This window comes from Mycobacterium sp. WMMD1722, assembly GCF_049315205.1.
Taxonomy (GTDB): domain Bacteria; phylum Actinomycetota; class Actinomycetes; order Mycobacteriales; family Mycobacteriaceae; genus Mycobacterium.
On record NZ_CP186056.1, the window covers coordinates 543,136 to 555,283 of the forward strand.

General features: G+C 70.5%; 11 protein-coding genes. 8 read left to right on the top strand and 3 right to left on the bottom strand.

Features of this window, described 5'->3' with window-relative positions:
* The 3 genes from idsA2 to ACN27E_RS02545 form a co-directional block, all read right to left on the bottom strand.
* Nucleotides 1-1,083, bottom strand: a complete 1,083-nt coding sequence (idsA2, locus tag ACN27E_RS02535; protein ID WP_422746453.1) for a bifunctional (2E,6E)-farnesyl/geranyl diphosphate synthase — start codon at nucleotides 1,081-1,083, stop codon at nucleotides 1-3.
* A gap of 83 nt (nucleotides 1,084-1,166) precedes the next feature.
* On the bottom strand, nucleotides 1,167-1,796 hold the full coding sequence (locus ACN27E_RS02540; RefSeq protein ID WP_422749546.1) for an LppM family (lipo)protein: 630 nt from the start codon (nucleotides 1,794-1,796) through the stop codon (nucleotides 1,167-1,169).
* A gap of 103 nt (nucleotides 1,797-1,899) precedes the next feature.
* Entirely contained in the window at nucleotides 1,900-2,496 is a 597-nt protein-coding gene (locus ACN27E_RS02545) for a GNAT family N-acetyltransferase (protein WP_422746454.1), read from the bottom strand.
* 225 nt (nucleotides 2,497-2,721) lie between these two features.
* On the opposite strand from ACN27E_RS02545, the gene ACN27E_RS02550 reads away from it, so the two are divergent.
* The 8 genes from ACN27E_RS02550 (at nucleotide 2,722) to mraY (ending at nucleotide 12,148) form a co-directional block, all read left to right on the top strand.
* Nucleotides 2,722-3,129, top strand: a complete 408-nt coding sequence (locus ACN27E_RS02550) for a DUF3040 domain-containing protein (protein WP_422749548.1) — start codon at nucleotides 2,722-2,724, stop codon at nucleotides 3,127-3,129.
* A gap of 267 nt (nucleotides 3,130-3,396) precedes the next feature.
* Nucleotides 3,397-3,828: a division/cell wall cluster transcriptional repressor MraZ gene (gene mraZ, locus ACN27E_RS02555; protein ID WP_207361594.1), complete on the top strand. Its 432-nt coding sequence runs from the start codon at nucleotides 3,397-3,399 to the stop codon at nucleotides 3,826-3,828.
* The gene (gene rsmH / locus ACN27E_RS02560) at nucleotides 3,803-4,954 is read left to right on the top strand and encodes a 16S rRNA (cytosine(1402)-N(4))-methyltransferase RsmH (protein WP_422746455.1); all 1,152 of its coding nucleotides are present in this window, start codon (nucleotides 3,803-3,805) and stop codon (nucleotides 4,952-4,954) included. Before mraZ ends, rsmH begins: the two co-directional genes overlap by 26 nt.
* Nucleotides 4,951-6,021, top strand: coding sequence for a hypothetical protein (locus ACN27E_RS02565; protein ID WP_422746456.1), 1,071 nt, complete (start codon nucleotides 4,951-4,953; stop codon nucleotides 6,019-6,021). Before rsmH ends, ACN27E_RS02565 begins: the two co-directional genes overlap by 4 nt.
* A gap of 98 nt (nucleotides 6,022-6,119) precedes the next feature.
* Complete coding sequence (locus tag ACN27E_RS02570) at nucleotides 6,120-7,961, top strand: peptidoglycan D,D-transpeptidase FtsI family protein (RefSeq protein WP_422749550.1); 1,842 nt, start codon at nucleotides 6,120-6,122, stop codon at nucleotides 7,959-7,961.
* A gap of 55 nt (nucleotides 7,962-8,016) precedes the next feature.
* A complete protein-coding gene (locus ACN27E_RS02575) occupies nucleotides 8,017-9,567 on the top strand; it encodes a UDP-N-acetylmuramoyl-L-alanyl-D-glutamate--2,6-diaminopimelate ligase (RefSeq protein WP_422746457.1) in 1,551 nt (516 codons plus the stop codon).
* A complete protein-coding gene (locus ACN27E_RS02580) occupies nucleotides 9,564-11,069 on the top strand; it encodes a UDP-N-acetylmuramoyl-tripeptide--D-alanyl-D-alanine ligase (RefSeq protein ID WP_422746458.1) in 1,506 nt (501 codons plus the stop codon). The genes ACN27E_RS02575 and ACN27E_RS02580 overlap by 4 nt, the downstream gene beginning before the upstream one ends.
* Complete coding sequence (gene mraY, locus ACN27E_RS02585; RefSeq protein ID WP_422746459.1) at nucleotides 11,069-12,148, top strand: phospho-N-acetylmuramoyl-pentapeptide-transferase; 1,080 nt, start codon at nucleotides 11,069-11,071, stop codon at nucleotides 12,146-12,148. Before ACN27E_RS02580 ends, mraY begins: the two co-directional genes overlap by 1 nt.

The following is a 12,148-nucleotide window of genomic DNA, read 5'->3' on the forward strand; positions in this document are numbered from 1 at the left end:
CTACGCCGACCGGTTGGCGGCCAATCCAGCGAGCTCGGACAGCCCTGCCTTCGCCTGTGCGGTGATCGGGGCGGAGTCCAGCAGGTCCAGCGAGCGCCGGAACAGCAGCTCGATGCGGCCCTCGACCGCGGCCAGCGCGCCGACCGATTCGATCGCCGAGCACACCTCGCGCACCTGCGCATCGGACAGATTCGTGCCGATTGAGGTGCGCAGCAGTTCGGCGGCGTGCGGATCGGTCTTGTCGGCCAGTTCGACGGCCTCGTAGAGCAGGACGGTGCGCTTACCCGAACGCAGGTCGTCGCCCGAGGGTTTACCGGTCACCGCCGGATCGCCGAATACGCCGAGCACGTCGTCGCGCAGCTGGAACGCGACGCCGAGGTCGGTGCCCAGCTCGTGGAAGATCTGCTGGACGTCCGGGCGGTCGGCGGCCGCGGCGGCGCCCAGCTGCAGGGGACGCGACACCGTATAGGACGCGGTTTTGAAGGTGTTGACGGTCATCGCCGACGCCACCGAGTCCGCGCCGCTGGATTCGGCGACGATGTCGAGGAACTGACCGCCGAGCACCTCGGTGCGGATGTCGGCCCACACCCGCTGCACCCGCCGATGGGCGTCGACCGGCAGATCGGCGGTGGCGACGATGTCGTCGGCCCAGACCAGGGACAGATCCCCGGCCAGGATTGCCGCCGAGAGCCCGAATTGTTCGGCCGAACCGTGCCAGTTCCGCTCACGGTGGCGGTCGGTGAAGATGCGGTGCACCGTCGGCAGGCCCCGTCGGGTGGCCGATGCGTCGATCACGTCGTCGTGGATCAGTGCGCAGGCGTGCAGCAGTTCCAGTGCGCCGAACAACCGCAGGGTCGACGGATCGGCGGTCTGCCGGTCGGTCACCGCGCGCCAGCCCCAGTAGGCGAACGCCGGGCGCAGCCGTTTGCCGCCGCGCAGCACGAACTCCTCGAGAGCCGCGGTCAGCTCCGCGTAGTCGGTGCCGATGTAGGCGGCGTCACGCCGGCGGATCGACAGATACTCCCGCAACTGATCGGTGACGGCCCGAATCAGCTCCACGGCTGATGGTGCCGCTGCGTCCACGCTCAGCAGGCGCCCCTTTCTGGCGTTCCTCGGCCCCCCAAGGAGTAGACAGTAGTGCCTGTGCCGGCCGGACGGGCCGAACGTCAGGCGTCGGTGGGTGCCGGGTCGCCCACCTTGGGGGAGCGATCCCGGTTGTGCCAGGCCAATCCACCGATCACCGCGGCGACGACGACCGACGCGATGGTCAGCCAGATCGCCGCGATGGTGAACGACCGGGCACTGGGGTCGGTGTAGCGGGCCTGGGCGTTCAACGTGCTGACCACCCCGGGGTTGAGCTTCCACTCGACGATCTCGGCGCTGACCTGGTCGCCGTTGGTGGAGGTCACCTCGCCCGGGAAGGAGACCGAGATCGTGACGTCGGCCTCGGGGTCGTTGAGCGACGTGAGGTCGACGCGACCTTCGAGGATCACCAGGTCACCGGCCCGGCGCAGCGAGATGTCCACCCCCGCCGCGTCGCGGTTCATGTTGGCCAGCTGGGGCAGTTCGGCGAAGGTCAGGTCGGAGAACACCGCCTGCGAACCGACGTAGTCGTCGCGCTTGTAGTCCGAGACCGCCACCTTGTTGGCGAACGGCAGGTTGTTGAGCAGCTGCGGGCCCTTGTCGTCGTCCGAGCGCGGTTTGACCGCGGCGACGATCTGACCGGACACCCGGTCGTCGGGGGAGACCGTGATGGAGGTGCGGATGCGCACGCAGCCGACGACCATCGGCAGCATCGTCAGCAACAGCACCCACGCCACCAGGCGGGTTCGGTGTCGGCGGGCGCGCACGGGGTCATCGTGCCAGATGCCCGGCAGGGGGGTGGCTCGAAGGGCAGGGCTAAAGGGGAAGGGCCCGGCCCAGGATCGCGAAGGGCCGCGGATCGCCGGCGAAGTGGTAGTCGCGGATGACGTCGCTGAACCCGAGCCGGCGGTAGAGCCGCCAGGCGCGGTTCGCCTCCCCGTTGATCTCCGGAGTCGACAGCAGCACATGCCCTTCGGCTCGGCCGGCCAGCAGCCTGCGCATCAGGGCCTCGCCGAGGCCCTGCCCCTGGGCGGGTGGGGCGATGTGGAGCTCGGTCAGCTCGAAGTAGTCGCTCATCAACTCGGTGATGTGGTTGTTGGCCGCGCCGACGCGCTGCAGCCCCGACACCACCTGTTGTTGCCACCACTGATCCGGTGCCCCGCAGTAGCCGTAGGCGACGCCGAGCATCGGTGCGCCGGCCAACGTGGCGGGGTCCGGCGCGTGGGGGCCGTCCGGGACGGACACGGCGGCGACCGCCTTCCAGCCCGTGCGGCGGGTGTGTTCCAGCCACATCGACGCGCGCTGCTCCTCGGTGCCACGCGGGTAGCGCATGGCGTCGACGTAGATGCTCAGCGCGTCGGTCAGACGGTCCTGCATGTCGGCCGGCGACAGGTCGATCAGAAAGGTCGCCACTGGCCGTGTCCTTCGTCTGTCGGAGATCTCGGTGAGCCGCGTGTCCGCTCGGTGTCCATTATCAGGCGGACCGGGTGTGGAACTCCCACGGGCGGTGCAGGTCATACAATCGTCGGGCGAAGTAGGTGGTACAGGCCAGATCGACCTCGTATCATTTTGTTAGTGCGCGTGAACGCGGGCACTCCCACGTTTGAACGAATGGCCGCAGGCGGCGAGGAGGGACGAATGCCACTCTCCGATCATGAGCAGCGCATGCTCGATCAGATCGAGAGCGCGCTCTATGCCGAGGATCCCAAATTCGCGTCGAGTGTGCGCGGCGGGAATCTTCGTGCGCCGTCGGCGCGGCGTCGGCTCCAGGGAGTTGCGCTCTTCGTCGTCGGCCTGGCGATGCTGGTGTCGGGCGTGGCCTTCAAGGCCACCATGATCGGAAGCTTCCCGATTCTGTCCGTACTCGGCTTCATCGTCATGTTCGGTGGCGTGATCTTCGCGATCACCGGCCCGCGAGTGGCCGGCGGCCGAGATCGCTCGGCGCCGGAGTCGGGCGCCTCGCGTCAGAAGCGGCAGCGGGGTTCGCAGGGTGGCTCGTTCACCAGTCGTATGGAAGATCGCTTCCGCCGCCGCTTCGACGAATAGCCGTACCCGATCTCAGGGGCAGCCCGCCAGGGCTGCCCCTTTTTCGTGTCCGGGTCCGCCGTCGCATCCCCCACCGTGCCCCACCGACTCTGACCTGGGCTTTCGTCTCTCGCGTCGCAGCTCCACCCGGCGGAACGCCCCGGCTGGGGCGTGAAGTGGGGGTGTAGCGACATTCCAGGCCCGATCAATGGCGCAAAGTGGGGGATTGTGGGGTAAAGTGGCGTGCATCGGAGCGACCGGGGCTCCGAGTGGCAGGAGGTGGCCAGGATGTTTCTGGGCACCTACACGCCGAAACTCGACGACAAAGGGCGGCTCACACTGCCCGCCAAGTTCCGCGACGCACTGGCAGGGGGGTTGATGGTCACCAAGAGTCAGGACCACAGCCTCGCCGTCTATCCGCGGGCGGAATTCGAGAAACTGGCCCGTCGGGCCTCGCAGGCATCGCGCAGCAACCCGGACGCTCGCGCCTTCCTGCGGAACCTGGCCGCGGCCACCGACGAACAACATCCAGACGCCCAGGGCCGGATCACGCTGTCGTCCGACCACCGCCGCTACGCGAACCTGTCCAAGGACTGCGTGGTGATCGGCTCGGTCGACTACCTCGAGATCTGGGACGCGGCGGCCTGGCAGGAGTACCAGCAGACCCACGAAGAGAACTTCTCCGCGGCGACTGATGAAACTCTGCGCGACATCATCTGAACCGGCCTTCGATCCGGCCCGTGCATCGTGGCCTCTGTCCGAGCCGGCCCTGGCGTACTTCCCCGACGCCAGGACCGCGGACTCGGACGGGGACCTCGGTGCAGGGGCCCGCACCCGGGGGGTGGCGATGGAGCAGCACATTCCGGTCCTGGCGGACCGTTGCCTCGAACTGCTCGCCCCCGCGCTGACCCGGCACCACGCCGACGGCCGCGGTGCGGTGCTGGTCGACGCCACGCTGGGCGCCGGTGGCCACGCGCACCGCTTCCTCACCGAACTGCCCGCACTGCGCCTGATCGGACTCGACCGCGACCCCGACGCCCTGCAGATCGCCGGCGACCGGCTGGCCCCGTTCGGCGAGCGGGTGCTGCTGGTGCGCACCCGCTACGACGGTATCGACGACGCGCTGGCCCGATCCGGATCGTGGGCCCCGGACGTGTCGGGTTTCCTGTTCGACCTCGGTGTCTCGTCGATGCAACTCGACCGGGTCGAGCGGGGCTTCTCGTACCGCGCCGACGCTCCGCTGGACATGCGGATGGACCCGGATGTGCCGCTGACGGCCGCCGAGATCCTCAACACCTATGACGAACGGGCGCTGAGCCGGATCCTGCGGGAGTACGGCGAGGAGCGCTTCGCCGGCCGGATCGCCGCGCACATCGTGCGCCGCCGCGGCCGCATGCCCTTCACCCACACCGGGGAACTGGTCGAACTGCTCTATGACGCCATCCCCGCCCCGGCGCGCCGCACCGGCGGTCACCCGGCCAAGCGGACGTTCCAGGCGCTGCGGATCGCGGTGAACGCCGAACTGGATTCGCTGCGTGCGGCCATTCCCGCCGCCCTGGCCGCCCTGGACCGTGGTGGCCGGATCGCGGTGATGTCCTACCAGTCGCTGGAGGACCGCATCGTCAAGTCGGCGTTCACCGCGGCCACCGCGTCCCGCACCCCCGAGGGCCTGCCCATGGAACTCCCCGGCCACGAACCCGAATTCACCGCACTGACCCGGGGCGCCGAACGCGCCTCGGCCGAGGAGATCGAGCGCAATCCGCGTAGCGCTCCGGTACGGCTACGCGCGCTGGAGAAGGACACCGAGAAGGACGCCGGAAAGCTGCGGAGAGGGAAGATGTCATGAAGCCCAAGCGATCCGCTCCGGTGCGCGGGGACCAGCGAGGCAAACCAGGTCAGCAGGTGCGCGCCACCCGGCGCGGTGCCGAGGCGGCGCCGCGCCGCGCCCGGCCCACTCGGGATCCGCGGTCGGCGCCGGCGACCAGTCCGATTCCGCGTCCGACCGGCCGGCCGGCCGGACCGCCTGCGCGACCGAAGAACGCCACCCAGGCCAAGGCTCGAGCCAAAGCCCGGAAAGCCAAAGCGCCGAAGGTGGTTCGGCCGCCGCTGCGCGAGCGGCTGATCGTCAAACTGGCGTCCATCGAGCTGAATCCGCGCGAGCTGGTCGCGCGGGTCCCCTTCGTCGTGCTGGTCATCGGCGCACTGGGCCTGGGGCTGGCGATCACGCTGTGGCTGTCCACGGGTGCGGCCGAGCGGTCCTATCAGCTGGGTGCACTGCGGGAGACGAATCAAGGGCTGCTGCAACAGAAGGAGGCGCTCGAACGCGACGTGCTGGAAGCGCAGGCCGCACCGGCGCTGGCCGAGGCCGCCCGCAAGCTCGGCATGATCCCGTCGCGCGACACCGCGCATCTGGTGCAGGACCCGGCAGGCAACTGGGTCGTCGTCGGGAAACCCAAGCCGGCCGAGGGGGTTCCGCCGCCGCCGCTGAACACGCCGCTGCCCGAGGACACGCCGCCTCCGCCGCCTGCACGGAATTCCCCGCGCGTCGTCGATACTCGGGAGGTGCCCGTGCGCGTGACCCAGAACCCCCTGACGCCGGGTGCAGCACTGCCCGGGGCGCCGCACCTGGTTCCCGGGGCGCCGATCCCCGGTACGGCCCCGACCGCGCCGCTGCCGGGTCCGGTGCCTGCGCCGCTGCCTGCCGCCCCCGCGGTGGCGCTGCCCGCACCGGCACCTGCCGCACCGGCACCTGCCGGACCGGCACCCGTCGCACCGGCACCTGCCGCACCGGCACCCGTCGCACCGCCGGCCGCGATCGGTCCCGATCACCTGGCGGCCGACGCCGCATCCCCGCAGCCGGGCCCCGCTCCCGCCGGCGAGCAGTTCAGCCCGGTACCGGGAGCCGGCGCGTGAGCCGCCGCGGCGCGGCGCGCGGGGCCACGCCGCGGGGCAAGGGCGCGAAGGCCGGTGCGCCGGTTCAGGAACCGGGTCACTCGGCGAAGTCCAGGCGAATCCGCAAGGCCGCCGCGACCGGAAGCGAATCCGGTTTGCGGAGTTCGTCGTTCGTGTTCCGGCACCGCGCCGGCAACGCGGTGATCTTCGTACTCCTGCTCATCGCCGGTGGTCAGCTGTTCAACCTGCAGGTGCCGCGGGCCGAGGGGCTGCGCGCCGAGGCCGCCGGTCAGCTCAAGGTGACCGATGTGCAGAAGGCGGTGCGCGGCAGCATCATCGACCGCAACGACGACAAACTCGCCTTCACCATCGAGGCCCGCGCGCTGACGTTCCAACCGGTCAAGGTGCGCAAGATGCTCGAGGAGGCGCGCGCGAAATCCGATGAGGCGCCGGAACCCGGCCGCCGGCTCGCCGCGATCGCCGACGCCGTCGCCGCCCGGCTGGGCAACAAACCCGACGCCAAGACCGTGCTCAAGAAGCTGAAGAGCAACGAGACGTTCGTGTACCTTGCCCGCGCCGTCGATCCGGTGATCTCCGATGCGATCACCAGCGAGTTCCCCGAGGTGGGATCCGAGCGCCAGGACATCCGCCAGTATCCGGGCGGATCTCTGGCGGCCAACGTGATCGGCGGAATCGACTGGGACGGCCACGGTCTGCTCGGGCTCGAGGATTCGATGGATGCGGTGCTCGCCGGTACCGATGGCTCGGTCACCTACGACCGCGGCTCCGACGGTGTGGTCATCCCCGGCAGCTATCGCAACCGGCACGACGCCGTCGACGGGTCCACCGTGCAGCTCACCCTCGACGACGACATCCAGTTCTACGTCCAGCAGCAGGTTCAGCTGGCCAAGGACGCATCGGGGGCCAAGAACGTCTCGGCGGTGGTTCTCGACGCGAAAACCTCTGAGGTGCTGGCGATGTCGAACGACAACACGTTCGACCCCAGTCAGGACATCGGCCGTCAGGACACGCGTCAGATCGGCAATCTCCCGGTCTCGTCACCGTTCGAACCGGGGTCGGTGAACAAGATCGTCACCGCCGCGGCCGCGGTCGAATACGGGCTGACCAACCCCGACGAGGTCCTGCAGGTCCCGGGCTCCATCCATATGGGCGGCGTCACCGTCAACGACGCCTGGAACCACGGCGTCATGCCGTACACCACGACCGGGGTGTTCGGTAAGTCGTCGAACGTCGGCACGCTCATGCTCGCCGAGCGCATCGGGCCCGAACGCTATGCGGAGATGCTGCGCAAATTCGGTCTCGGTCAGCGCACCGGCGTCGGCCTACCCGGTGAGAGCGCTGGTCTGGTTCCGCCGATTCACCAGTGGTCGGGCAGTTCGTTCTCCAATCTGCCGATCGGGCAGGGCCTTTCGATGACCCTGCTGCAGATGGCCGGGATGTACCAGGCCATCGCCAACGACGGCGTCCGGATCCCGCCGCGCATCCTCAAGGCCACGATCGCACCCGACGGCACCCGCACCGAGGAGCCGCGGCCCGAAGGCATCCCGGTGGTGTCCGCGCAGACCGCCCGCACCGTGCGCAACATGTTCCGCGCGGTGGTGCAGCGCGATCCGATGGGGGTGCAGCAGGGCACCGGGCCGGCGGCGGCCGTCGAGGGTTATCAGATCGCCGGCAAGACCGGGACCGCCCAGCAGATCAACCCGGCCTGCGGTTGCTACTACAGCGACGTCTACTGGATCACCTTCGCCGGTATGGCCACCGTCGACGATCCCCGCTACGTCATCGGGATCATGATGGACGCGCCGCACCGCGCGGCCGACGGTTCGCCCGGTTCGTCGGCGGCGCCGCTGTTCCACAACATCGCCTCATGGCTGTTGCAGCGGGAGAACGTGCCGCTGTCGGCCGACCCGGGGCCTCCGCTGACCCTGCAGGCCACCTGATCCGCTTCGGTCGGTCGGTTCCGCCGCGTCGGCAGATCGGTACTGTGTTCAGGCCATGAAGCTGCGCCCCAGCCACCCCGTCGGATACGGGCTGCCCGCCCTCGCCGAACAGGTGCGAGCCGTTCCCACCGTCGCGCCGGTACCCGACATCCGGGTCACCGGCGTCACCCTGCGTGGGCAGGATGCGCTGCCCGGCGACGTGTTCGCCGCGTTGCCGGGTGCCCGGGCGCACGGGGCCGCTTTCGCCGCCGAGGCGGTCGCCGCAGGTGCGGTCGCCGTACTGACCGACGTGGCAGGCGCGGGCATGCTGGCGCCGGATCCGATGGTTCCGGTGCTGGTCCATCCCGAACCCCGCGCGGTGCTCGGCGAAGTCGCCGCGACGGTCTACGGTCACCCGTCCCGGCAACTGCGGGTCATCGGCGTCACCGGAACCTCCGGCAAGACCACCACGACCTATCTGATCGAGGCCGGGCTGCGCGCCGCGGACCGGGTGGCGGGGCTGATCGGCACGGTCGGGGTCCGGATCGACGGCCGCGACCAGCCCAGCGCGTTGACCACCCCCGAGGCGCCGGATCTGCAGGCGCTGCTGGCCGTGATGGTCGAGCAGGGCGTCGACACGGTGGTCATGGAGGTCTCCAGCCACGCGCTGACGCTCGGCCGGGTCGACGGCGTGCAGTTCGCGGCGGGCGGCTTCACCAACCTGTCGCGCGATCATCTGGACTTCCACCCGACCATGGCGGACTACTTCGACGCCAAGGCCCGGCTGTTCGATCCGCGGTCGGCCACCCGCGCGGCGGTGCCGGTGGTGTGTGTGGACGACGAATACGGCCGGGCGATGGCCGTGCGGGCCGACGGCGCCGTGACGGTCAGTGCCACCGGCCGGCCCGCCGACTGGCGCGCCGAGGACGTCCGGTCGGTCGACGGGGGCGCCCAGGAGTTCACCGCCGTCGACCCGGCCGGTGTGCACCACGGCCTGCGATTGAATCTGCCCGGCGCCTACAACATCGCCAACGCGCTGTTGGCGGTCGCGCTGCTCGACTCCGTCGGGGTCTCGCCCGAGCAGGCTGCGCCCGGGCTGCGCTCGGCCACGGTGCCGGGCCGGCTCGAAGCGGTCGACCGCGGCCAGGGCTTTCTCGCCCTGGTGGACTACGCGCACAAGCCCGGCGCCCTGCGCGCGGTGCTCGAGACCCTGCGCGCGCAGCTCGGCGGGCAGGAGCGAAGCGACTCGGGGAATGGATCGGTCGGACGGCTCGCCGTGGTCTTCGGGGCCGGTGGCGACCGCGATCCCGGCAAGCGGGGGCCGATGGGCGCCGCGGCCGCCGAGCTGGCCGATCTGGTCGTCGTCACCGATGACAACCCGCGCAGCGAGGACCCCGCCGCCGTCCGGGCCGCGATCATGGCGGGTGCGCGCGCCGTCGGCGGCCGCGCCGACGTCGTCGAGATCGCAGACCGCCGGCTGGCGATCGCCCACGCGGTGGCCTGGGCCCGTCCCGGTGACGTCGTGCTCGTCGCCGGGAAGGGCCACGAGACCGGACAGACCGTAGGCGGGCAGACCCGACCCTTCGACGACCGCGCCGAGCTGGCCGACCTGCTGGAGAAGCGATGATCGAACTCTCCCTTGCCCGAATCGCCGAGATCGTCGGCGGTCGCCTTGCCGACATCACCGAGGAAGCCGCTGCGGCCACGCGCATCACCGGCACCGTCGAATTCGACTCGCGTGCGGTGACCGAGGGCGGACTCTTCCTCGCGTTGCCCGGCGCGCGGGCCGACGGACACGATTTCGCCGCCGGTGCGGTCGCCGCCGGTGCGGCGGCGGTGCTGGCGGCCCGTCCGGTCGGGGTCCCCGCGGTCGTCGTCGAGCCCAGTCCCGCCGCGCTCGCGCCCGACGCCGGTGCGGGCGTCCTCGAACACGACACCGACGGTGCCGGGGCAGCGGTGCTGGCCGCGCTGGGTCGGCTGGCCGCCGCCGTCGCCGCCGAACTGGTCGCCGGCGGACTGCGGATCATCGGTATCACCGGGTCTTCGGGTAAGACCTCGACCAAGGATCTGATCGCCGCCGTGCTGGCCCCGCTGGGTGAGGTGGTCGCGCCACCCGGCTCGTTCAACAACGAACTCGGGCACCCGTGGACGGTGCTGCGCGCCGGCCCGACGACCGATTTCCTGGTGCTCGAGATGTCGGCCCGCCATCCCGGCAACATCGCTGCGCTTGCCGCCATCGCCGCGCCCTCGGTCGCGGTGGTGCTCAACGTCGGCACCGCCCACCTGGGCGAGTTCGGTTCGCGCGAAGCCATCGCGGCGACGAAATCTGAGCTGCCGCAAGCGGTGCCGTCGTCCGGCGTGGTGATCCTCAACGCCGACGATCCGGCGGTCGCGGCGATGGCGCAGGTCACCGAGGCCCGGGTGGTACGGGTGTCGCGTGAAGCGGGTGCGGACATCTGGGCCGACGACGTCGTCCTGGACGAGTTGGCCCGGCCGCGGTTCACCCTGCACACCGCCGAGGGCGCGGTACCCGTCGCGCTCGGCGTGCACGGCGATCATCAGGTGTCCAATGCGCTGAGCGCCGCCGCCGTCGCGCTGGAGTGCGGCGCCACCCTCGATCAGGTGGCGCAGGCGCTGGCCGGCGCCGGGCCGGTCTCGCAGCACCGTATGCAGGTGTCCACCCGTGCCGACGGTGTGACCGTGGTCAACGACGCCTACAACGCGAATCCGGATTCGATGCGGGCGGGGCTCAAGGCGCTGGCCTGGATGGCGCGTTCCGGCGGAGAACGCCGGCGCAGTTGGGCGGTCCTGGGCGAGATGGCCGAACTCGGCGCGGACTCGATATCCGAGCACGACGCGATCGGGCGACTGGCGGTGCGCTTAGATGTGTCTCGACTCATCGTCGTCGGATCCGGGAGGTCAGCGGGCGCCATGCATCATGGGGCGGTCATGGAGGGTTCCTGGGGGTCGGAGGCGACGCAGGTCCCCGACGCCGACGCCGCGCTGGCCCTGCTGCGCGCGGAACTCGGGCCCGGCGACGTCGTGCTGGTCAAGGCGTCCAACTCCGCCGGCCTCGGTCGGCTGGCCGACGCGCTGGCCGCCGACGGCCCACCCGGTCGGGAGGCCTGATGCGGCAGATCCTCATCGCCGTCGGCATCGCGCTGGCGGTGTCGATCCTGCTGACCCCGGTCCTCATCCGGTTGTTCACCCGGCAGGGCTTCGGCCACGAGATCCGTGAGGACGGCCCGCCGAGCCATCACAAGAAGCGCGGCACCCCGTCGATGGGCGGGGTCGCGATCTTCGCCGGCATCTGGGCCGGCTATCTCGGCACCCATCTGGTCGGCGTCGCGCTCGGCGGCGAGGGACCCTCGGCGTCGGGTCTGCTGGTGCTGTTCCTGGCCACCGCGCTCGGCGTGGTCGGCTTCGCCGACGACCTGATCAAGATCCGGCGCGCCCGCAACCTCGGGCTCAACAAGACCGGCAAGACGGTCGGCATCCTGGTCGCCGCGGTGTTGTTCGGTCTGCTGGTGCTGCAGTTCCGCAACGCCGACGGGCTGACGCCGGGCAGTCCCGAACTGTCCTACGTCCGCGAGATCGCCACCGTCACCATGGCGCCGCTGATCTTCGTGCTGTTCTGTGTCGTCGTCGTCAGCGCCTGGTCCAACGCGGTCAACATCACCGACGGCCTCGACGGGCTGGCCGCGGGTGCGATGGCGATGGTGTGCGCCGCCTACGTGCTGATCACGTTCTGGCAGTACCGCAACGCCTGCGCCACCAGTCCGGGCCTGGGCTGTTACAACGTGCGCGATCCGCTGGACCTGGCGCTGGTCGCGGCGGCCGCGGCGGGTGCGTGTATCGGATTTCTCTGGTGGAATGCCGCGCCGGCGAAGATCTTCATGGGCGACACCGGCTCGCTGGGGCTGGGCGGCGTGATCGCCGGCCTGTCGGTCACCAGCCGGACCGAGATCCTGGCCGTGGTGCTGGGTGCGCTGTTCGTGGCGGAGGTGACCTCGGTGGTGGTGCAGATCCTGGCGTTCCGGACCACCGGCCGGCGGGTGTTCCGGATGGCGCCGTTCCATCACCACTTCGAGCTCGTCGGCTGGGCCGAGACCACGGTGATCATCCGGTTCTGGTTGCTCACCGCGATCGCCTGCGGGCTGGGGGTGGCGCTGTTCTACAGCGAGTGGCTCACCGCCGTCGGGGGCTGA

Coding starts and splice junctions, on each gene's coding strand:
- ACN27E_RS02550 (WP_422749548.1), top strand. CDS start 2,722: ATGCCACTCTCCGATCATGAGCAGCGCATGCTCGATCAGATCGAGAGC.
- ACN27E_RS02540 (WP_422749546.1), bottom strand. CDS start 1,796: ATGCTGCCGATGGTCGTCGGCTGCGTGCGCATCCGCACCTCCATCACG.
- mraY (WP_422746459.1), top strand. CDS start 11,069: ATGCGGCAGATCCTCATCGCCGTCGGCATCGCGCTGGCGGTGTCGATC.
- ACN27E_RS02565 (WP_422746456.1), top strand. CDS start 4,951: ATGAAGCCCAAGCGATCCGCTCCGGTGCGCGGGGACCAGCGAGGCAAA.
- ACN27E_RS02580 (WP_422746458.1), top strand. CDS start 9,564: ATGATCGAACTCTCCCTTGCCCGAATCGCCGAGATCGTCGGCGGTCGC.
- mraZ (WP_207361594.1), top strand. CDS start 3,397: ATGTTTCTGGGCACCTACACGCCGAAACTCGACGACAAAGGGCGGCTC.
- ACN27E_RS02575 (WP_422746457.1), top strand. CDS start 8,017: ATGAAGCTGCGCCCCAGCCACCCCGTCGGATACGGGCTGCCCGCCCTC.
- rsmH (WP_422746455.1), top strand. CDS start 3,803: ATGAAACTCTGCGCGACATCATCTGAACCGGCCTTCGATCCGGCCCGT.